Genomic DNA, 20,259 nt, shown 5'->3' with positions numbered 1-20,259 from the left:
TGGGTCAGCCCAGGCCGTGGACGCGCTTGTACTCGAGGGCGTAGGCGAGCTTGCCGGGCTTGGGGTCGGAGTACGGCTTGCTCAGCTTGTCGAACTCGCCCTTGTCGGCGGCCTTGCCCGCGTTCCACTGGTCCAGTGCGCCGAGGTCGGCGGCGTCGAAGCCGCTGTCGACGACGGCGTCCTTCGGCAGCGCGGTCATCGCCCGGGTCAGGCCCTGGACGGTGCCGAGGTAGCTGCCGAGGTCGTTCGGGTTCCAGCCGGACAGGTCGACGGCGTTCGTGTCGCGGACCCAGCTGCCCCAGTAGAACTCCTGGAACGGCAGGTCGTTCTGCGTGTAGCCGATGTCGCGGCCGAAGTAGAGCAGGCCGCGGTACTTGTCGTCGCCGAAGTCGGCCAGCCCGACACCGGTCGGCAGCTTGTTGACCGCGACCGGAGCGCCCTCGGGGTCGCGCAGGTAGACCCACTTGTGCGCCTGCATCTCGTCCCAGAACGCCTGGCGGGTGAGGTCGCTGTAGTTGGCCAGCACCCGCAGCCGGACGTGCAGGTCGGCGCCGCCGTCGGGGGTCTCGTAGAAGGCCGTGAGGGTGTGGTGCCCGTCGGTGAGGAACGGCTCGCCGTGCGGGCCGATGACGACGGTCTTCATCGGCGCGACGCTGTCCGCCGTCTCGGCGCCGACGGGGAGCCGGCAGGTGAAGGAGGACGGGTCGTCCAGGCGCGCACCGGGCTGCGCGGCGACGGCGTCGATGCGGCCGTCGGCCTCGCACCAGTCGCTGAACTTCTTGTTGATCGCGTCCTTGCCGAGGGTGTAGCGGCCGAGCTTGTAGTACACCTCGTCGTAGCCCAGCGAGGGCTGGGTCGGGTGCACGTCGCCGATGCGGACGTCGAGCAGCTCGCCGGGTTCGGCGCACAGGTACTGCGCGAACGGCGTGGAGCGGTTGTCGTGGTGACAGAACGAGGGGCGGGTGCCCGGCGCGCCGGGGGCCTCGGGCGCGGCCGGCGCGGCCACGACGACCGCGACGACGGCCGCGCCGAGAGCCGCGGTACGGCGGGACGGGGGGACGACTCTCATGGCACTCCTCGTATCGGGACGGATCCGCCGGTGAGCGTGGCAGCGGTCGGCCAACGGCCGCCGTCGCGTCCGCGACCTCCCGGGGAACCCGGGGCGACGATCGCGGTGCCGTGCCCGCCGCACGACCCGGACGACCGGCGGGCGACCCGCGCACCGCTGCGGGACTGAACGCGGCGCGGCGCCCGTACGTACCCCTTTCGCGCGCGAGTGCCGCGAGCAGGCCCCGCCGGGCGGGCTCGGCGCGGTGATCGGGGTGGAGGCGCAGCTGGAGCGCTGGACGGCTGCCGGCCGGAGCGCCCGCCTCGTCCAGTGGCGCCGCCCGTCCGTCCGTGCCTCGCTCGTGGCCGTGGCCGAGGCGTCCGTCCTGCACCCGGCGCACCGTCCCGGCGGGGCCCGCGTCAACGTCCACTCGGTGTTCGCCGCGGCGTTCGGTCTCGCCGGGATGCGCCGGCACGCCCACCGGCACTTCGAGGAGCTCGGCGGGTTCGGCTCCCGCTACCCGTGGGAGTCGCTCTACGCGCTCCCCGCCGCGGAACCGATCCGGCACGGGCCCGCCGCCCTGCGCGCGCCCGGCCGCCGCGGGGGCCGGCCCCCGCGGGGCGGCGCCTGACCCGGTGGGGGCCGGAGCGGATCCGAGGATGCAGATGCGTGCGCCGCGCACGCTTCTGCGGTACAGTCATAAGCGTGCTTCAGGCACGCATCTCCCCTCGATCCACAGCGGGACGCTCCCGCACGCCACCGGAGGAACCGCCATGACCCGCACCGACATCCGTACCGACATCCGCGCCGCCCTCACCGACCTGCTCCTCACCCCGGGCCTCGACCTGGACGAGGCCGCCGACCGGCACTTCGCCCCCGACTACCGCCAGCGCACCGACGGCGACTGGGCCGACCGCACCGAGTTCCTCGCCCACATCGCCCACCTGCGCACCGTCGTCGCCGGCGGCTCGGTCGAGGTGCACGACGAGCTCTCCTCCGGCGACCGGTACGCCGACCGCCACACCATGGAGATCGTCAAGACCGACGGGTCCACCGTCCGCATCGAGGTCTACGTCTTCGCCGAGTTCGCCCCCGACGGCCGCTTCCGCCGCATCGAGGAGACCACCCTCATGCTCCAGGGCGCCGAAGCCGACCGGAACCTCGGCAGCGCCCGCTGACCCGGCACGGCCCGCGTCGACGGGAATCCGTCTCCGCGGTGTCGACGCGGGCGGCCGACGGCTGGTCGGACGGTGCCCTGGGAGAGCGCACGCACGGGGGGACTCGTGGCAAGGCAGACCGTCATCGGCCTGGTGGGAATCGTCGTCGTGGTGGGCGCGGTCGCGGCCGTCGTCACCGTCCGGCGGACGGGCTCGCCCTTCCCGGAGCCGACGGACCCCGAAGTCGCCCCGCCGCCCGGGCCGGACTGCGCGACCTGCGGCCACCGTGCGCACCGCGGCCACTGCTCCGAGTGGACCTCGGCTTCGGGGGACGTCCACGACGGCGCCGGCCACCGGGTCGGCAACCGGAACGAGACGTACTGCGACTGCCGCACGTACCGCACCGGGCCCTGGCCGCCGTGCACCGTCTGCGGCCACGGCCGGAGCGGGCACCACATGCTCCTCAGGTGCCGGCACGTCCAGGACAAGGGCCACCGCAACGAGAGCGCCTGCCCCTGCGGGGGTTACCGCGCCGAGCCCGGGCCGAAGCCCGCCCACTACCCGGAGGCGCTGCGGGCACAGGCCCGGCGCCGCCACGACCGCGGGTGACCCCGCGGCGTCCCCCACCTCGACGGCGAAGGGCCGCCGCTAACGCCGCGCTCGGGTCACGGGCCCCACGGCAGGGGGACGGCGTGGTCGGGCAGGGCGTCCAGGATCGCCTCGACGGCGGCCGCGGCACCCTCGACCTCCCGGACGCGGCCGTCGGCGGAGGCCACCTCGAAGCGGCCGTTGCCGAGCGGTCTGGTGCTCGGAAGATCGCTGCAGATGGGTGGCACGGCCCGCCGGCTGAGGGTGAACCAGTGCATGGACTTTCCGGGCGACAGGGCCCGCAGGCGCGGCTGTTCGAAGGCGGCCCCGACGAGGGCCCGCCAGTCGGGCTGCTGCCACCGTTCGGCGTACCGGTCGGCGACCTGGTGCAGCAGCTGCCACCGTTCCGCCACTTCCTCGCCGTGCTCACGGGTCTCGGCCACGGCCCGGACCATCAGGAAGGGCCACCGGGCAGCGAGTTCGCGCGGTTCGGCCCCCTGGATCCAGGACCGCACGGCACCGGCGACCTCGGAGAGTTCCTGCGTGCTCCCCGAGGCCCGGTGGATTCCGTGCGCCCAGCAGTCGACCACGAACCCGCACCCGCCGCCCGGCAGCATCACGACGCTCGCCGAGCGGCCGTCGGCCTCCACCCTCGCCGCCCCGTGGCACCGGCCCGGTGAGGACCCCGGTGAGGACGTCATCGGCCCGACCCGGAGCCCCGGGCCCGCGCGGTCGACCGCCGCCTGGAGGGCGTTCTGCACCGAACCGGCCCTCACCACCTCGGGACGGAGCGCCGCGTACGCGGGCAGGGGGCCGCCGTCATCGACCGGCGGTGCACCTGAAGGCTGTTCGGACATGCGGCCGAGTCTGCCGGAGCGGCCCGCCACCGGGACGGTGCTACGGACTCCACGTCAGGTCCGTTCCGCCGGCGGCCTCGATCAGCCAGCGCAGCGACCCGCTGCCGAACGGCCAGCCGGTGGTCTCCACCTGGACCCGGCCGGTGCCCGGCCCGTCGGTTCCCGCGTGCCACCACCACCAGCCGCGGTCGCCACCGCCGCCGTCCTCGGTCGGGTCGAAGCAGTGCAGCCAGTCCGACAGCGTCCACGGCTCCCGATCGGCGGCCGCCCGTTGCTCCGGCGTCATCGCCCGCCACTGGCGCAGCCATTCCTCGGCGTCGAAGGGCGGCGCGCCAGGTTCCGGCTCGACGGGCTCCGGCGCGCATCGCCGGACGAACCAGGCCGGGAGCAGCTGCGGCCACTGCTCGGCCGCGGGCCAGTCGTCCGTCCGCCCGACCACGCTGCGCAGGACGGCACGCGCGCCGGCGACGACCCGGGCCGGGTCCGCGGCGGTGAACCGGACCCGTACGAGGAACGGCCGTGCCCGGTCGTCCTCGGGCCCCGGCCCGGACCGAAGCCGCCGCAGCTCGTCCTCCGCAATCCCCATGCGGAGGAGTGTGCACCACCTCCGACCTCGCGAACCTCTGGGGTTCCTCAAGTTCCTTGCCGTGTACGGAACAGGCCCAGCACCATGATCGGTATGACTGGATTCCTGGGAGTGAACACCAAGCACAACGTCGTCGTGGTCGTCCGGGACGCCGACGTGGTCTCCGCGGCCCTGGCCGGGGCGCTGGCCGAGGCGACGCCCGAGGAGCGCCCGGGCCTGGAACGCGCCGCCGCACTCGTCGAGGCCACCGCCGCCGCCGACGAGACCCGGCTGCGCGCCCGCTGGGTCCGTGCCCGGCTGGCCGCCGTCGGCTTCACCGGTGCCGTCGACTCGGTCGCCGCGGTGAGGGCGCTGCGCAAGGCGGAGCCGCGGCTGAGCCTGCTGGCGGCGGTGCAGTTGCAGAAGGACGCGGTGGCGGAGCCCGAGTGACCCGGCACGGCCGGCACCGCCCCGGTACCGCCCCGGCGCCTCCCCGGGCGACGACGCGTCAGCGGAACCGGTGCAGGTTCTCGCCGAGGAAGGCCCCCAGGGTGCGCGGGGCGCGCCCGGTGAGGCGGTGGAAGGTGCCGTCCGGCATCTCCTCACGGTCCACGGCGAGTTGCTGGATCTCCACCACATGCGTGGCCAGCCAGTCCGGCATGCCGGCCCGGCCGACCAGGTGGGCCTTGAGCCCGGACGGGCCCAGATCGAGGTAGCGGATCGGGCGGCCGAGCAACTCCCCCAGCAGTGCGGCGAGTTCCGGGTGGCTGTAGGCCCGCCCGCCGGTGAGCGGGTACGTGCCGCCGGCCGCTTCCGGGCGGGTGAGGACTTCGGCCGCGGCGTCCCCGACGTCCCGGACGTCCACGTAGTTGCACCGGGCGCCACCCGTCGCGCCGTGCACCACCCCGGCGGCGGCTATGCCGGGGGCCAGCAGCAGCAGCTTCTGCATGAAGGCGTACGGCCGCAGCACGGTCGTGGTGATGCCGGTGGACCGCAGCCGTTCCTCGATCAGGTGGTGGCCGCGGGAGACGGCGACGGGCGAGTCCGGCTCGGCCGCGGGCGCGGAGACCTTGACGACGTGCTGCACGCCGCAGTCGACGGCCGCCTCGATCGCGTTCAGCTCGTACCGGACCTGGTCCGGGGAGTTGGCCATGGTGAGGAAGAGCTGCTGCGCGCCGTGGAAGGCCGTCCGCAGCGAGCCGGGGTCGGCGGCGTCGACCGGGTGGATCGCCGTACGGGCGCGCGTGTGCGGGTCGAGGGCGGCGGCCAGCCGGGCGGGGTCGCGGCTGAGGGCGCGGACCGGCGCGCCGAGGGCGGCGAAAGCGGCGAGGCTGCGCAGGGTGGCGCCTCCGGTGGCGCCGGCGGCGCCCATGACGACGATCACGAGGTGTGCCTTTCGGGTCGGGGTGCGGTGGGGAGCCGGTGCGCCGCGGTGCGGGCCGGGCGGCTGCGGCGCCCGCGCCAGGTGGTGACGGCGGCGGCGACCGCGGCGGAGACCGGCAGGTCGACGGTCAGTCGGCGGGGCCACGGGCTGTCGGCGAGGGCCGGGACCTGCGGCAGCCAGTGGGCCGCGGCGAGGCCGACGGCCAGGCCGAGCGCCGCGGCGGCGAGCGCCAGGACGGCGGCGGCGGCCGCCGCCGGGGTCCGGGCGGGCCGGGCGCGGACGGGTCGGGGGGGGAGCGCCGACCGACATGGCTACGATCCGACTTGCCAGGCCGGGGGCCGCGGGGGCCAGCCCCAGCGCGGGGGGGGCGGGCGCCCGGGCGGTCGGGCCGGGCGGGGCGCGGACGGGTCGGCGGCGCAGCACGGCGCCGAGGGCGGCGGCCAGCAGGGCGGAGGTGGCGCCGATGGTGGTGAGTGCCGCGGCCACCAGGTGCGGCTGCCGGGTGACGGCCCCGCCGATTCCTGCCGTCACGGCAGGCATGGCGTAGGCGGCCAGGACCTCGCGCCACAGGACGAACGGCGGGGGTGCGCCGGGGTCCTTCTTGCTCATGGAACGTCCTCTCCCACTCTATGATTAGGAAGCTAACTACTTGTGCTTAGGTGCCTAACTATCTGGGCTGGAAAAAGGGCGGCCCGATTCCTCGGCCCGCCCGGGTGCGGTCAGCCGTCGGTGAGCGCGTCGATGCCCGCGACCACCCGGGCCAGCAGGCCGAGGAAGGTGGCGCGCTCCTCCGCGGAGAGCCCGCCGACCAGCGCCTGCATCCGGGCGAAGTGCTCGGGAGCCAGGTCGCGCAGCTTGTCGGCGCCGCGCGCGGTGAGGATCACCACGTTGCCGCGCCCGTCCTCGGTGGACGGCCGGCGGGCCACCAGGCCCTCCCGCTCCAGGCCGTCGACCAGGCCCGTCACCGTCGCCCGGGACACGCCGAGGCTCGCCGCGAGCTGCGAGGGCGACTTCTCGCCGCCGTGGTCCTCCAGGTCGGCCAGCAGCCGGTAGCGGCCGGTGGAGAGGCCGAAGCGGCCGAAGTGCACCTCGCCGGCCTGGCCGATCCGGGCGCCCGCCGCCATCAGCCGCGCCGCGACCAGGACCGCCTGCGGATCGGCGGTGAGGCCGTAGCGGGCGATCTGACGGCGGGCCTGCTCAAGGGTGGGCGCGCCGAGGCCGGTCTCGGGATGCTGGGTCACGAGAAGTACTATGGAGCCTAACCAGATCCATGGTCAAGCCCGGCCGCCCCCCGTCCGCGGACGCACCGTCCGGCGCAGCCACCACCACGGAACGGCCCCGGCGGACCCGCCGCGGCACCGTGCCGGTCGAACGGTTCTCGGCAGGTCCAACGGCCGTGCGGCGACGGTTCGTTCCCGGAATCGATGTGACATTGCGCCCAGCCTGCCGCCCTGTCGCGGCACCCCGTTGCCGCCCCATACTCCAGGACCTGACGGACCGACGGGTGGAGGAGCACGATGAGCACGGCGGACACGGCGAACACGGCGAACACGGCAGCGGCGGCGGGGACGTGGAAGCTCGGCGACCTGGAGGTGAACCGCATCGGCTACGGCACGATGCGGCTCACCGGCAACGGCATGATGGGGAACTCCGACGGCGCGCCGATCGACCGCGACGCCGCCGTCCGGCTGCTGCTCGACGCCTTCGAGCAGGGGGTCGACCACGTCGACACGGCGGCGTTCTACTTCTCCCCGCTGCGCTCCGCGAACGAGCTCCTCAACCGGGCCCTCGCGTCCTGGCGGGAGGACGTGGTGGTGGTGACCAAGGTCGGCCCGGGGCGCGACCCCTCGGGCGAGTGGCTGACCATGGCCCGCCCCGACCAGCTGCGCGGCCAGGTCGAGGAGAACCTGCGCCAGCTCGGCCGGGACCACCTCGACGTGGTCAACCTGCGCCGCAACGGGCCCGGCACGGACTCGATCGCCGAGCACTTCGGCGCGCTCGCCGAGCTGCGCGCGGCCGGCCTCGTCCGGCACCTCGGGCTCTCCAACGTCCGTCCCGAGCACGTGGCCGAGGCCCGTACCGTCGCTCCCGTGGTCTGCGTGCAGAACTCCTACGGCGTGGACCGGCGCCGCGCCGACGGGACCGGGCTGGTGGACCTCTGCCGGGAGCTGGGCATCGCCTTCGTCCCGTACTTCGCCGTCGCCGGGCTGCGCAGCGAGGCGGGCGCCGCCCGGGAGCAGGACGCACGGGTCCTCGCGGTCGCCCGTGTGCACGACGCGACCCCGGCGCAGGTGCGGCTCGCCTGGACGCTGCACCGCGGCCCGCACGTCCTGGCCATCCCCGGCACCAGGGACCGGGCGCACCTCGCCGAGAACATCGCCGCCGGGGCGCTGCGCCTGACCGGGGCGGACCTCGCCCTCCTCGACGGGCCGGGCGGGGCCGACGGCTGACCGCGCCCGGCCGGGGTGAGGGAGGCCGGGCGGCGGACGGGCCGTCCCGGCGTTCCGGTCAGGGCAGGACCTCCACGTACCCCTCGGTGCCGTGCACGCGGATCCGCTGCCCGTCCCGGATCAGCCGGGTGGCCCGGTCCACGCCCACCACGGCCGGCAGGCCGTACTCCCGGGCGATCACCGCGCCGTGCGTCATCAGGCCGCCCACCTCGGTCACCAGGCCCGCGATCCCGACGAACAGCGGCGACCAGCTGGGGTCGGTGAAGGTCGTGACCAGGATGTCGCCCGCTTCGAGTTCGGCGTCCGCCAGGTCGAGGACGACGCGGGCCCTCCCCTCGACGGTGCCGGCCGAGACGGGCACGCCGATCAGGGCGCCGGCCGGCGCGTCGTCGCGCCGGTACGCCCCGGTGAGGGCCTCGCCGTCCGAGGTGAGCACCCGGGGCGGGGTGAGCGCGTGGTACGACCGGAACGCCTCCTTGCGCTGCCGGACGAGCCGTCCGTCCACCCGGTTCGAGCGGACGGCGTCGTGGAACTCCTGGAAGGTGAGGTAGAAGACGTCCTCCCGCTCGGGGAGCACGCCCGCCCGCACGAGGCGGTCGGCCTCCGCCAGCAGGGCCCGCTTGTAGACGGCGTAGCGGCTGATGATGCCGTACTTCGGGTACTCCCGGTACCCGATGAAGGTGCGGACCCGGTCGATCATCCGCTTGGTCTCCTCGGCCTTCCGCTCGCCGTCCGGCAGGGCGCGCAGGCGCGACAGCACGTCCCGTTCCTTCTCCTGCGCCTTCCGCCGCCCCTGCTCGAAGCGCCGTTCGGCGGCGCCCGGCTCGAAGTTCCTGACGTGGTCGAGGATCACGGGCACGAGCGTGGCGGGGCGCTCGCGCCAGCGCGGCCTGGTGATGTCGATCTCGCCGACGCAGCGCATGCCGTACCGGTCGAGGTAGTCCTCGACGGCGTCGCGCGCCCGCTCCCCGCCCGCGAGCCCCACCAGCCCGTCCAGGAAGTCCTGCTCCTCGGCGTCCGCTGCGCCCTCGCCGTGGACGTCCTGAACGCCCCGGACCTCCTGGACGTCCTGAACGCCCTGGAGGTACGCCACCACCTCCGGGTACGGGCGGATCGCGTCCGCGACGTCGAGCAGCGCCAGCCCCATCCGGGAGGTGATGTTGCCGGGTGCGGAGAGCGTGAGCGTGTCGGCCGCGTTCTTCTCCCCCAGCCACTCCTGGAGGGTGTCGTTGAGCCACCACGTGGCCTCCATGCCCGCCATGATCGCCTGCATGCTCAGCGGATCGGCGAGGACCCGCTTGTGCTCCTCGAAGGCCTCCAGCAGGAAGTCGAACAGCGCCGGTCCGGTCCTGGTCCGGATGTCGTGCTCCAGCGCGGCGACGGACGCCCGGCTGCGCTCGATCAGCCCGGCGACGATCGCCGGATCGGTGTCGATCGGGGTGGGCGGGCTCCCGGCCGGCGGCCCGCCGGGGCCCGCGTCCGGGAGCGACGGGACGAAGCCGTCGCGGTCGAGGACGGTCTCCAGCGCGTCCCTGACCAGCGGATCGCCCTTCCCCAGGACGTCCAGCAGGCCGGCACGGCTCACGGGCGAGGCCAGGCGCCGGGTGACGTCGACGAACAGCCGCCCGCCGGCCTCGTGCATCGGCACCATGGCCGTCAGCCGCCACATGGACAGCCCGAGCGGCCTCATGGGGTCGGTCATCATCTGCCCGTGGCCGACGGAGACGTAGACGTGGTTCTCCCGGTCGCCGATCTCGGGGACGGGGAACAGCGTCGTGATCGGCCGGCTCTGGACGATCCGGAACCCGTCGTCGGCCAGGCACCATTCGACGTCCTGCGGGCGGCCGAAGTGCGCTTCGATCCGCCGTCCTAGCCGGACGAGCTCGACGGCCTGTTCGTCCGTCAGGGCCGGCTGCTCCTGCAGCAGCGGGTCGACCGGCACCTCGTGCGTCCCGCCGTCCGGCAGGGCGCGGACGGCGCTGCGCTTGGCGGCGACCGCCCGGCCGACGACCTCGCCGTGCCGCACCGTGAAGACGTCCGGGTTCACCAGGCCGGAGACCAGCGCCTCGCCGAGGCCGAGGCCCGCGTCCACGGTGGCGACCTCCCGGTTGCCCGTGACGGGGTCGGCCGTGAACAGGACGCCGGACGCGTGCGGGACGACCATCCGCTGCACGACCACGGCCATGTCGACCGCGCGGTGGTCGATGCCGTTGCGCCGGCGGTAGGTCACGGCCCGCTCGGTGAAGAGCGAGGCCCAGCACCGGCTGACGTGCCGGAGGACCTCCGCCGGCCCGACGACGTTCAGGTAGGTGTCCTGCTGGCCGGCGAAGGAGGCCGTCGGCAGGTCCTCGGCCGTCGCGCTGGACCGGACGGCGCAGGCGGCCCGCTCGCCGAGCCGGGCGGCCGCACCGGTGATCGCCGCCGCGAGGCCGTCCGGGACGGCGGTCCCTTCGACCGTCCGGCGGATCTCCGCGCTGAGCGCGCGGATCGCGTCCCGGTCGTCCGGGTCCACCCTCGACAGCTCGTCGAGCAGCCCGTCGACCGCCGGCGCCTCCGCCAGGATCCGGCGGAAGGCGTCCGTCGTCACGCAGAAGCCGCCCGGCACGCGGACGCCCTCGATCCGCGTCAGCGCGCCCAGGTGCGCGCCCTTGCCGCCGACGAGCGCGAGCTGCCCCTCGTCGACCTCGTGAAGATCCACCACGTACTGCTCCGTCACCGGCGCCTCCACCTCCGTCGGACCTCCTGCCACTCACATGCCGTACCCCGTTTCCGCAGGTTGCGGCACCGGCCGACGATTCTCCGCCCCCACCGGGGCCTTGCGGCAAGCCCCCCGGCCCGCTGTACGGTGAGAGTGGCGAGGAGAGGGCTCTCCTTGCCTTCGCGTTTCCCGCCGTCCGGCGGTACCGGACCGGACGGACCGTCAGGGTGCGGTGCCAACAGGGCTCGAAGGGCCTACGCGGGCGCCGACCGAACGGTTGGTGTGCGATAGGTTGGCCGCCATGACCGACTTCGAACACGCTGCCTGGCCGCCCGCCCCGATCAGGACGGAGCGGCTCGTGCTCCGCGAGTCCGGGGCCGGGGACCGGGCGGCGTTCGTCCGGCTGTTCGCCTCGCCGGAGGTGGGCACCTTCATCGGCGGCCACCGGCCGCAGGACGAGCTGGAGCGCGCCATGCCCGAGGTGCCCGGGCGGCGCCCCGGCCTCTTCGTGGTCGACCTCGGCGGGGCGATGATCGGCATGATCACGCTCGACGCCCGCGACGCCGGACGTCCGGGCCACGTCCGCCCGGACGGCGCCGAGGCCGACCTCGGCTACCTGTTCCTGCCGGAGTCCTGGGGGCACGGCTACGCCGCCGAGGCGTGCGCGGCCGCGCTCGACTGGTTCGCCGGGACGCGCCCCGGGGAGCCGGTGGTGCTGTGCACCCGGACCGCCAACGACCGTGCGATGAACCTCGCGGCGAAGCTCGGGTTCACCGAGGTGGAACGGTTCGAGGAGTACGGCGCCGAGCAGTGGTTCGGCGTGCGGCACTCCCGCGCGGCATCCGGCCGAGCAGCCTCCGACACCGCCTCCGCCTCGGACACCGAGGGCATGGCGCCGTCCGGACGATAATGGCCGGGGCCGCGGGCCTGCCGCGTCGGCGGCCCGGTCGACGGAGAGACGGAGGACGGATGACCCTGGAGGCGGGCCGGCGCGTGAGGCTGGCCGAGGACGTCGGGATCGGCGAGGCGGTCGCCGGGGAGCCCGCGGCCGTCGTCGGGTTCCTCTCGCTGGGCGCCGGGATCGAGGGCACCGTCGAGCGGGTGGACGGCGAGCTCCCGGAGAGCGACGGCGTGCGCGAGTACCAGCGGCTCAAGGCCCTGTACGAGGACTACGGGCACACCATGCCGGAGGCGAGCCGGACCCGGCTGGAGGCGCAGATCGCCGGCCTGGAGCCGGAGTGGGCCGCACACCGGGAGCGGGGCGACCGGGTGACGGTCCGGGTCCGCTGGGACAACGGCTTCGTCCTCGACGGCGCGCACCAGGACGTCCTCACCCCGCTGTGAGGGCGGACGTCCCGGTGCACCGGCGCCGGACGCCCCGGACCGGCGGCACCGTGACGTGCGGTCAGGCGAAGTAGTGGCCCTTCTCCAGGTCCTCGACGAGGCTCGGCTCCGAGGGGTGCCAGCCGAGCAGCTCACAGGTGAGCGTGCTGGAGGCGGGCTGGTCGACGGCCAGGATCCGGCCGAGGAAGCCGAAGTCCTCGGCGGGGACGGAGGCGGTCGGCAGGCCGAGGTGGCGGCGGGTCACCTCGGCGATCCCCCGGACCGGCACGCCCTCGTCGGCGACGGCGTGCAGCACGGACCCGGCCGGGGCCTGTTCGAGCGCGAGGCGGTACAGCCGCGCGGCGTCCCGGACGTGCACGGCGGGCCAGCGGCCCGCGCCGCCGCCGACGTAGCCGGAGACCCCCGTGCCCCGCGCGGTCGCGACCAGGTGGGCGACGAAGCCGTGGTCGCCGTCGCCGTGCACCGTCCGGGGCAGCCGCACGACGGACGGGCGGACGCCGCGTGCGGCCGCGTCGAGGGCCGCCCGGGCGTTCGCGTCCCGGCCGGCCGCGGGTGAGCCCGGGGCGGAGGTGTCGTGCTCGGTCGCGACCCGGCCGGGTACCGCGGGGGTGCCGGCGGTGACGACCAGGGGCCTGCCGGAGCCTTCGAGCGCGGCGGCCAGGGTCTCGACGGCGCGGGCGTCCGCCTGCACGGAGGCCTCGAAGCGGCTGAAGTCGTGGATGAAGGCGAGGTGGACGACCCCGTCGCAGTCGGCGGCCCCGGCGGTCAGGGCGTCGAGGTCGTCCAGGTCGCCGCGGAGCACCTCGGCTCCGGCGGCGGCGACGGCGGCGGCCGAGGAGTCGGACCTGGCGAGTCCGAGCACCTGGTGGCCTGCGCCGACGAGCTCGGGGACGAGGGCCGAGCCGATCCAGCCGGACGCGCCCGTGACGAATACCCGCATGGCGGTACCTCCAAAGTGATGACAGGTTCTGTCATCACAGTACAGGTGATGACAAGCCCTGTCATCACGTAGGATCACCGCATGGGTCGATGGGAGCCGAACGCACGCGGCAGGCTGGCGCAGGCGGCACTGGAGCTGTACGCCGAGCAGGGCTACGAGCAGACCACCGTGGGGGACATCACCGCCCGAGCCGGGCTGACCGAGCGCACCTTCTACCGGCACTTCGCCGACAAGCGCGAAGTGCTGTTCTTCGGCACGGAGATGGCGAAGGACCTGCTGGCCCGGACGGTCGCCGACGCACCGGCCGACGCCTCGGCGATGGACGCGGTGGGCGCCGCCCTCGAAGCCCTGGCCGCCGAGTTCCAGGAGAACGCCGACCGCGTCAGGACGCGGAACACCGTCGTGTCGGCCCACGCCGAACTCCGCGAACGCGAACTGATCAAGCTCGCCGGGCTCGCCGAGGCGATGGCCGAGGCGCTGCGCGCCCGCGGCACCCCGGACCCGGCCGCGAGCCTGGCCGCCGAGACGGGGATCGCCGTGTTCAAGGTCGCCTTCGTACGGTGGATCGACGACCCGGGCCGACCGGACCTGCCGGACGTCCTGCGGGCCTCGACCCGGGAACTGCGGACCGTCCTCACGGAGCACGCGTCCGCCTGAACGGGCCGCCACGACCCGGCACCGGCACCCGCCCGCCGTCGCGGCGGCGACGGCCTGACTGGTGGCCGGACCGAGTGCGGTCGGTGTGACGGCACACATGACGGGACGCGTGGACCGCCGGTTCCCGGGCCCGGCGTCGAACCGCGACGTGCCGCACCACCTGGGCCGGGACAGGGACCGGCGCCGTTCAGCCGTGGCCGAGGCGGGCGAGCCGTCGGAAGGTGAGGACGAGCGCCGCGGCCGCCACGGTGGCCGGCCCCGCGGCCCAGGTGGGTCCGACGGCCGCGCACAGGCCCAGACCGCCGGTGGCCGGGGCCGGCACGCCGACGGCCAGGGCCGGGAACCGCGGACGCCACCCGAGGCGGCGGACCGAGCGGCGGCTGCCGAGCAGTCCGTCCAGGGCCGGGTCGGTGCGGCGCAGGTGGCGTTCGATCCGGTCGAGGGTCCGCGCCTCGTACTCCGTCAGCGGCGTGCTCACGCCTGCCTCCCTCCTCGATCGGGTCAGAGCGGGCGACCGCCGGCACGGTCCGGCGGCCGGTCGGACTGCTCCGCCGGCCGGCGGGCCTGCGCGGTGGTCTCGCGGACGACCGTCCAGGCGTCGGCGACGGGGCCGAGGTGGCCGAGCTTGTCGGGGTTGAGCACCGAGCGGATCGTCTGGATCCGGCCGCCGAGGACGTCCAGCGCCAGCGTGCCGACGACCCTGCCGTCCCGGTCGCGGACGATCGCGCCGGGCTGCCCGTTGACGGTGTGCGGCTCCACCACGCGCCCCCGGGCCACCAGCTGCGGGACGAGCCGCCGCCCCAGGACCCCGCTCCCACCTGCCACGAACACACGCATGACCCTCTGCCTCCCGGTTCGGAACGTCGCTTCGGAACGTCGCTTCCGAACCCGGGACGAGACAACCCGGCCGTCTGTGACACGGCCGGGCCGGCGCGTGGTCGTTCACGGGAGCCCGGCCGGTGCTCCGGGTGTGCGCGCCGAGCGTCCGGGCGCCGGCCTGCCGCCGGTACCGTCCCGGTCCGCGGCGCGCGGGCGACCGGGTCAGTGGCCCGCGGGGTTCAGGATCTCCTTCACGACCGCCTCGGTGCCGGACATGACGTGATGGGCGGCCCAGCCCGCCAGGATCAGGGCGCTGAACAGGACCCAGCCGCCAGGTCCGCCGTCCGCCTGGAGCGTCGACCCGTCCCGCACCGGCTCGCCGCTCTCGGTGGCGGGTGAGCGCACCATGTCCCCGGCGATGCGGCCCAGCCCGGCGAGGGCGTGCCCGGCGCCGACGAGCGCCGTGCCGGTGACACCGATGGTGAGCCACCCTGCTCGGCCGATCTCGTCCATGATGCTCACTGCTCCTCGGCCCGTGGGACGCACAGCGGGAGGGCGTCCCACCTTCGCCTCGGTCCTCGGCCGGGCGGGGGCCGTCCGAGAGGGTCGGCGGGGGCGGACCGGGTGGGCCGTCGGACCCCGTCGGCGGTGCCCGAAGGGCTCAGCTGCCGTCCGGGCGTCGGCCCCGACGCGAGTTCTCTCGATGTATACACTCGATGTATACGCCTGGGGTATGGTCGTCCCATGAGTGTTCCCCTGACCCTTCTCGGGCTGCTGGAGCGTGAGCCCAGCCACGGATACGACCTCAAGCGGGACTACGACGCACTGTTCGGGCGCGACAAGCCGCTGCCGTACGGGCAGGTCTACGCGACGCTGAGCCGGCTCGCACGGGACGGCAAGGTGGTGGCCGGCGAGGCCGAACCGGGCGGCGGCCCCGAGCGCAAGCGGTACGTCATCACCGAGGCGGGGGTGACGGAGTTCGAGACCTGGCTCGCGGAGCCCGTCGCCCCCGAACCCACCCTGCAGACCGTCCTGTTCACCAAGGTCGTGCTGGCCCTGATGCTCGGCCGGGACGCCGAGCAGTACCTCGACGCCCAGCGTGCGGCGCACATGCAACGGATGCGCGAACTCACCGAACTGCGCCGCAGCGGCGCCCTGTTGGACGCCCTGCTGGCCGACCACGGGCTGTTCCGGCTGGAGGCCGACCTGCGCTGGATCGACCTCACCGCGGCCCGGCTGGACGCGATCGCCCAGGCGGTGCGGCCATGACGGACGCCCTGATCGAGGCCCGCGGGGTGAACCTCGCCTTCGGCGAGACCCCGGCGCTGCGCGGCGCGGACCTCGCGGTCGGCGCGGGCGAGATCCTCGCCGTGATGGGGCCGAGCGGCTCCGGCAAGTCCACGCTGTTGCACTGCCTGGCCGGCATCCTCACCCCGGACTCCGGCGAGATCCACTTCGACGGCCGGCGGATCGACCGCCTCGGCGAGACCGAGCGCAGCGCGCTGCGCCGCGACGGCTTCGGCTTCGTCTTCCAGTTCGGCCAGCTCGTACCGGAGTTGACCGCCGAGGAGAACGTCGCACTGCCGCTGCTGCTGGGCGGCACCCGGCGCGCGGCGGCGCTCGCCGAGGCCCGCCCGTGGTTCGCCCGGCTCGGCCTGGACGGCCTGGAGCGACGTAGGTCCGGCGAGTTGTCGGGCGGCCAGGCGCAGCGGGTGGCGCTGGCCCGCGGCCTGGTGACCCGCCCGCGGGTGCTGTTCGCCGACGAGCCGACCGGCGCGCTGGACTCGCTGACCGGCGAGCAGGTGATGGAGCTGATGGTGGGCGCCGCACGCGAACAGGGCACCACCGTGGTCCTGGTGACGCACGAACCGCGGGTGGCGGCGTACGCGCACCGCGAGGCGGTCGTCCGGGACGGCCGGGTGACCTCGCTCCCCGTGGATCGGATCGCGTCGTGATCGCGCTGGCACTGCGGCTCTCGGTGAGCGGCGGACGCGAGGCGCTGGCCCGGCTGGTCTCGATCGCGGCGGCGGTGGCGGTCGGCGTGGCGCTGCTGCTGTCGACGCTGGCCGGGATCAACGCCGTCGGCTCCTCCAACGAACGGCAGTTGTGGTGGAACACCGGTGCCGCGGCCCGGACGGCGAGCGCCCCGGTCGACCCGCTGTGGTGGCGGGCCCACGACGACCACTACGACGGCAAGCCGATCTTCGAGGTGGACGTGGCCGCCACCGGCCCCACCTCACCGGTGCCGCCGGGGATGACGGCGCTTCCGGCACCCGGGGAGTACTGGGCATCGCCCGCGCTGGTGAAGCTCGTGGCGGCCGTCCCCTCCGCCGAACTCGGCGACCGGTTCCCCGGCAGGCTCGCCGGCGTGCTCGGCGATGCCGCACTGGCCTCGCCGGACTCGCTGATCGCGGTGGTGGGCCGCCCGGTCGACCGGCTCCGGGCGGCACCCGGCGCCCGGGCGGTGACGACGATCGCGGACGCCCTGCCGACGAAGTGCGCCGACGACTGCCCGGGCGCGGGGGTGCGCGGCGACGCGATGACGCTGATCCTCTCCGTGGTCGCGGGGGCGCTGATCTTCCCGGTGCTGGTGTTCATCGGGACGGCGACCCGGCTGTCGGCGGGCCGCCGCGAGCAGCGGTTCGCCGCGATGCGGCTGGTGGGCGCGACCCCCGGCCAGGTGGCGCTGATCTCGGCGGTGGAGTCGACGCTGGCGGCGGTGGCGGGCACGGCGGCGGGCTTCGCACTGTTCGCGGCGCTCCGCCCCCTGGTGGCGCAGGTGCCGTTCACCGGGGACCGCTACTTCACCGACGACCTGACCCTGCACGTGGTGCAGGTGCTCGCGGTGGCACTGGGCGTGCCGGTCGCGGCGGCGGTGTCGGCACGGCTGGCGCTGCGCCGGGTCTCGGTGTCGCCGCTGGGGGTCAGCCGGCGGGTGACGCCGCGGCCGCCGCAGGCGTGGCGGCTGCTGCCGCTGGCGGCCGGGATCGGCGAGCTGGCCTGGTTCGTGGACCGGCGTCCGGAGACGACCGACGGCCAGACCTGGGCGTACCTGTCCGGGTTCGTGCTGGTGATGCTGGGCCTGGTGGTCGCCGGGCCGTGGCTGACGATGGCCGCGGCACGGCTGGTCGCCCGACGCACCTCGCGTCCGGCCTCACTGATCGCGGTACGGCGGCTGGCGGACGATCCGAAGGCGGGCTTCCGGTCGGTGAGCGGCCTCGTGCTGGCGCTCTTCGTGACGAGCGCCACCGTCGGGATCATCGGCACCATCAACGCCAACCGCGGTGTGCTGAGCGGCGATCCGCAGACCCGCGCGGCGGTGCAGCACGGTGCGATGCTGGAGGACCCGCCGATGGCGGACCGGGTGCCGGAGGCGGTGCTCGCGGGGTTGCAGGCGGTGCCGGGGTACCGCGGCGCGGTGGTGGTGCACGCCAACCCGGCCCGGGTGGCGGCCGATCCGGCCGATCCGCGGCCGTGGGCGCCGGCCCTGGTGCTCTGCTCCGAACTCGCGGGCACCCCGGTGGTCGGCGGCTGCGCACCGGGGGCGGAGGTCGCGGCCGTCCCGATGTACCAGTTCCTCGACCTGCGGACGGCGGACGCCCGGCAGTGGCCCACCGCCCCCGTCACCCCGGCCCAACTGGCGGCGCTGCCCGTGCAGATGGTCTACGTGACGACCGACGGGTCGACGGCGGCGACGGAGCGGGTGCGGACGGTGCTCGGCCGGGCCTTCCCCGACCACGGGTCGCGGATGGTGAAGGACTGGGGCAGCGACCAGCAGCGGCAGTTGGCCGGCTTCCGGCAGCTGGCGAACGTGGTCATCCTCACCACCCTGCCGATCGCGGGCTGCAGCCTGGCGGTGAGCGTGGTCGCCGGACTCTCCGAACGCAGGCGGCCGTTCGCGCTGCTGCGGCTCGGCGGGGCGCCGCTGGGCCTGCTGCGGACGGTGGTGGCCCTGGAGAGCGCGCTTCCGCTGGTGGTGGTCGCCGTGGTGGCGACCGGGACGGGCCTGCTGTCGGCACACCTGTTCCTGACCTCCCAGATGCACTACACGCTCGTGTCGCCGGGCGCCGTGTACTACGCCCTGGTCGTGGTCGGGCTGGTCGCCTCCCTCGGGATCATCGCCTCGACCCTGCCCCTGCTCCGGCGGATCACCGGCCCGGAAGCGGCCCGTAACGGCTGACCCCGGCCCGGCCCTCCCCCACCCCGGGGGGGCCGGGCCGGCCCCGGGGGCGCCACCCCACGGGGAGCGAAGCCGAACGGGCCCTGCGCGCACTCGGCTGCCGGGACGACCCGGCCGTCCGGGGCCGCCGCCGTCCACCGACCGGTCGATCGCGGACGAATCCGCCCGTGCGGGGTCGGCCCGGGACGCGTGCCAGGTCGGCGGCCGGAACGGCGACACCGCCGGGAACGACGGCCGGGGCGCCGCTGTGGCGCGGGTGCCCGGCCGACCTGACACTGGGCCGGACAGGAGCGGCACGGATCGAGTCCAGTGGGAGAGCGGATCATGCGGACGAACATGGTGCTCCGCGGCGTCGGCGTCGTGGTCGGTCTGGTGCTGATCGCCGGCGCGTTCGTCCTCGCGTTCTTCGTCACGCCCACCTACGTGGAACGGCTGCCCGGCGACACCGACGTCACCCGCTCCTACACCGGTAGCTTCAAGACCCTGCTCGACGCCCAGGAGGTGGCGAAGGGCAACCTGCTCTCGGCCGTCAAGCGGGACGTCCCGATGGCGGTCGAACGGACCGTCAAGGTGCTGGACACCACCGACGACACCGCTCTGGTCAGCGACAGCCGGACGACGACCGCGGCCGGCCGCGCGGTCGAGAAGACCACCTGGCAGTACGCCGTCGACCGCAAGACCCTCGAAGCGACCACCGATCACCCGTCCGGCTGGACGGTGGTCGACGCCAAGGGACTGACGGTCAGCTGGCCGATCGGCGCGAAGAAGCAGACGTACACCGGCTGGCGGCCGGAGACCGGGACGACGACCCCGCTGACGTACACGCGCACCGAGAGCAGGTCCGGCGTCAGCACCTACGTGTACCTGGCGAGGCTGCCCGCCACCCGGATCACCGACGCCCAGGTGCTCGCCGGGCTCCCGCCGGCCGTTCCGAAGAGCACCCTGGCGCTGGTCGCCCAGGTCGGCACCCTCTCGGCCGAGGCGAAGCAGAAGCTGGCCGCACTGCTGCCGACGCTGCCCGACCCCGTCCCGCTGACCTACACGCTGCAGAGCGCCGACACGTTCTGGATCGAGCCCGAGACCGGCATCGTGGTCGACACCCAGCGCTCCCAGCAGCGCACGGCCGGGGTCGTCGCCCCGAGCGACGGCGCCTTCCTCCCGCTGCTGCCCGTCTCCGACGTCTCGTACCGGCAGACGCCCGCCTCCGTGCAGGACGCCGCGAACGACGCCAAGGACTACCGCAACGCCATCTCGCTCCTCGGTACCACCCTGCCCGTCGTGCTGGGCGTGGTCGGCGCGGTGCTGGTCGCCGTCTCCCTCCTCGTCCGGCGCCGGGGCAGCCGCGGCGGCGCAGCCCCGGCCGGACCGACCGCACCGACCGGCACTCCGGGCGCACCGACCACTCCGGGCGCACCCGGTGGCACCCCGGGACCGACCCCGCCCACCGGCCCGCCCCCGCCCACCGGGCCGGGCGGAGTCGCCTAGGCCCTCTCTTTCGGATCTTGTCGGATCAGCGCGCGGCGGTGGGCGCCCGGCTGGGCGTGCCGGCGAATCGGCCTCGTACTGGACCGT

At 75.0% G+C, this 20,259-nt stretch carries 21 protein-coding genes and 1 pseudogene; 12 read left to right on the top strand and 10 right to left on the bottom strand.

Features of this window, described 5'->3' with window-relative positions; translation table 11 throughout:
- Positions 1-4 precede the first annotated feature (4 nt).
- Positions 5-1,069, bottom strand: a complete 1,065-nt coding sequence (locus tag ABD353_RS27430; RefSeq protein WP_344626363.1) for a ParB/Srx family N-terminal domain-containing protein — start codon at positions 1,067-1,069, stop codon at positions 5-7.
- Positions 1,070-1,313: 244 nt separating this feature from the next.
- On the opposite strand from ABD353_RS27430, the gene ABD353_RS27425 reads away from it, so the two are divergent.
- The 3 genes from ABD353_RS27425 (at position 1,314) to ABD353_RS27415 (ending at position 2,814) form a co-directional block, all read left to right on the top strand.
- Positions 1,314-1,679, top strand: a complete 366-nt coding sequence (locus tag ABD353_RS27425) for a hypothetical protein (RefSeq protein ID WP_344626362.1) — start codon at positions 1,314-1,316, stop codon at positions 1,677-1,679.
- Between the two features lie 142 nt (positions 1,680-1,821).
- On the top strand, positions 1,822-2,226 hold the full coding sequence (locus ABD353_RS27420; RefSeq protein ID WP_344626361.1) for a nuclear transport factor 2 family protein: 405 nt from the start codon (positions 1,822-1,824) through the stop codon (positions 2,224-2,226).
- Between the two features lie 105 nt (positions 2,227-2,331).
- The gene (locus tag ABD353_RS27415; RefSeq protein ID WP_344626360.1) at positions 2,332-2,814 is read left to right on the top strand and encodes a hypothetical protein; all 483 of its coding nucleotides are present in this window, start codon (positions 2,332-2,334) and stop codon (positions 2,812-2,814) included.
- A 56-nt stretch (positions 2,815-2,870) separates the two neighbouring features.
- Here ABD353_RS27415 and ABD353_RS27410 read toward each other — a convergent pair whose 3' ends face one another.
- Positions 2,871-3,443: a DUF6193 family natural product biosynthesis protein gene (locus ABD353_RS27410; RefSeq protein WP_344626359.1), complete on the bottom strand. Its 573-nt coding sequence runs from the start codon at positions 3,441-3,443 to the stop codon at positions 2,871-2,873.
- Between the two features lie 247 nt (positions 3,444-3,690).
- Positions 3,691-4,236: a hypothetical protein gene (locus ABD353_RS27405; protein ID WP_344626358.1), complete on the bottom strand. Its 546-nt coding sequence runs from the start codon at positions 4,234-4,236 to the stop codon at positions 3,691-3,693.
- 93 nt (positions 4,237-4,329) lie between these two features.
- On the opposite strand from ABD353_RS27405, the gene ABD353_RS27400 reads away from it, so the two are divergent.
- On the top strand, positions 4,330-4,665 hold the full coding sequence (locus ABD353_RS27400; RefSeq protein ID WP_344626357.1) for a hypothetical protein: 336 nt from the start codon (positions 4,330-4,332) through the stop codon (positions 4,663-4,665).
- A gap of 58 nt (positions 4,666-4,723) precedes the next feature.
- On the opposite strand, the gene ABD353_RS27395 is transcribed toward ABD353_RS27400, so the two are convergent.
- Positions 4,724-5,599 carry an NmrA family NAD(P)-binding protein gene (locus ABD353_RS27395; protein ID WP_344626356.1) on the bottom strand — a complete coding sequence of 292 codons (876 nt, stop codon included), beginning with the start codon at positions 5,597-5,599 and terminating at the stop codon, positions 4,724-4,726.
- Positions 5,600-6,318: 719 nt separating this feature from the next.
- Positions 6,319-6,840, bottom strand: coding sequence for a MarR family winged helix-turn-helix transcriptional regulator (locus ABD353_RS27390; protein ID WP_344626355.1), 522 nt, complete (start codon positions 6,838-6,840; stop codon positions 6,319-6,321).
- A gap of 276 nt (positions 6,841-7,116) precedes the next feature.
- Here ABD353_RS27390 and ABD353_RS27385 point away from each other — a divergent pair, with 276 nt between their 5' ends.
- The gene (locus ABD353_RS27385; RefSeq protein ID WP_344626354.1) at positions 7,117-8,049 is read left to right on the top strand and encodes an aldo/keto reductase; all 933 of its coding nucleotides are present in this window, start codon (positions 7,117-7,119) and stop codon (positions 8,047-8,049) included.
- 58 nt (positions 8,050-8,107) lie between these two features.
- On the opposite strand, the gene rph is transcribed toward ABD353_RS27385, so the two are convergent.
- Positions 8,108-10,765, bottom strand: coding sequence for a rifamycin-inactivating phosphotransferase (gene rph, locus ABD353_RS27380; protein WP_344626353.1), 2,658 nt, complete (start codon positions 10,763-10,765; stop codon positions 8,108-8,110).
- A gap of 283 nt (positions 10,766-11,048) precedes the next feature.
- Between rph and ABD353_RS27375 the strand changes: the two genes are divergently transcribed.
- Both ABD353_RS27375 and ABD353_RS27370 read left to right on the top strand, forming a co-directional pair.
- Entirely contained in the window at positions 11,049-11,657 is a 609-nt protein-coding gene (locus tag ABD353_RS27375; protein ID WP_344626352.1) for a GNAT family N-acetyltransferase, read from the top strand.
- A 59-nt stretch (positions 11,658-11,716) separates the two neighbouring features.
- Positions 11,717-12,091, top strand: a complete 375-nt coding sequence (locus ABD353_RS27370; protein WP_344626351.1) for a hypothetical protein — start codon at positions 11,717-11,719, stop codon at positions 12,089-12,091.
- A 61-nt stretch (positions 12,092-12,152) separates the two neighbouring features.
- On the opposite strand, the gene ABD353_RS27365 is transcribed toward ABD353_RS27370, so the two are convergent.
- The gene (locus ABD353_RS27365; protein WP_344626350.1) at positions 12,153-13,031 is read right to left on the bottom strand and encodes an SDR family oxidoreductase; all 879 of its coding nucleotides are present in this window, start codon (positions 13,029-13,031) and stop codon (positions 12,153-12,155) included.
- Positions 13,032-13,112: 81 nt separating this feature from the next.
- Between ABD353_RS27365 and ABD353_RS27360 the strand changes: the two genes are divergently transcribed.
- Positions 13,113-13,688, top strand: coding sequence for a TetR/AcrR family transcriptional regulator (locus ABD353_RS27360; protein WP_344626349.1), 576 nt, complete (start codon positions 13,113-13,115; stop codon positions 13,686-13,688).
- Between the two features lie 187 nt (positions 13,689-13,875).
- Here the strand turns inward: ABD353_RS27360 and ABD353_RS27355 are convergent, their stop codons facing one another.
- The 3 genes and pseudogenes from ABD353_RS27355 to ABD353_RS27345 form a co-directional block, all read right to left on the bottom strand.
- Positions 13,876-14,166: a DUF3040 domain-containing protein gene (locus tag ABD353_RS27355; protein WP_344626348.1), complete on the bottom strand. Its 291-nt coding sequence runs from the start codon at positions 14,164-14,166 to the stop codon at positions 13,876-13,878.
- Positions 14,167-14,189: 23 nt separating this feature from the next.
- Positions 14,190-14,456 (bottom strand): annotated as a pseudogene (locus ABD353_RS27350) (hypothetical protein); the annotation flags it as partial.
- A gap of 273 nt (positions 14,457-14,729) precedes the next feature.
- On the bottom strand, positions 14,730-15,029 hold the full coding sequence (locus tag ABD353_RS27345) for a hypothetical protein (RefSeq protein ID WP_344626347.1): 300 nt from the start codon (positions 15,027-15,029) through the stop codon (positions 14,730-14,732).
- 222 nt (positions 15,030-15,251) lie between these two features.
- Between ABD353_RS27345 and ABD353_RS27340 the strand changes: the two genes are divergently transcribed.
- From ABD353_RS27340 to ABD353_RS27325, 4 genes are all read left to right on the top strand, one after another.
- Positions 15,252-15,776 carry a PadR family transcriptional regulator gene (locus ABD353_RS27340; protein WP_344626346.1) on the top strand — a complete coding sequence of 175 codons (525 nt, stop codon included), beginning with the start codon at positions 15,252-15,254 and terminating at the stop codon, positions 15,774-15,776.
- The gene (locus ABD353_RS27335) at positions 15,773-16,462 is read left to right on the top strand and encodes an ABC transporter ATP-binding protein (RefSeq protein ID WP_344626345.1); all 690 of its coding nucleotides are present in this window, start codon (positions 15,773-15,775) and stop codon (positions 16,460-16,462) included. Before ABD353_RS27340 ends, ABD353_RS27335 begins: the two co-directional genes overlap by 4 nt.
- Entirely contained in the window at positions 16,459-18,687 is a 2,229-nt protein-coding gene (locus ABD353_RS27330) for an FtsX-like permease family protein (RefSeq protein ID WP_344626344.1), read from the top strand. Before ABD353_RS27335 ends, ABD353_RS27330 begins: the two co-directional genes overlap by 4 nt.
- A gap of 324 nt (positions 18,688-19,011) precedes the next feature.
- Positions 19,012-20,172 carry a porin PorA family protein gene (locus ABD353_RS27325; RefSeq protein WP_344626343.1) on the top strand — a complete coding sequence of 387 codons (1,161 nt, stop codon included), beginning with the start codon at positions 19,012-19,014 and terminating at the stop codon, positions 20,170-20,172.
- Positions 20,173-20,259 lie beyond the last annotated feature (87 nt).

Origin of the sequence: Kitasatospora arboriphila (assembly GCF_039528095.1) — a bacterium.
Taxonomy (GTDB): Bacteria; Actinomycetota; Actinomycetes; order Streptomycetales; family Streptomycetaceae; genus Kitasatospora; species Kitasatospora arboriphila.
Note: the sequence above shows the minus strand (reverse complement) of the source record. Positions and strands in the feature narration are given on the sequence as shown.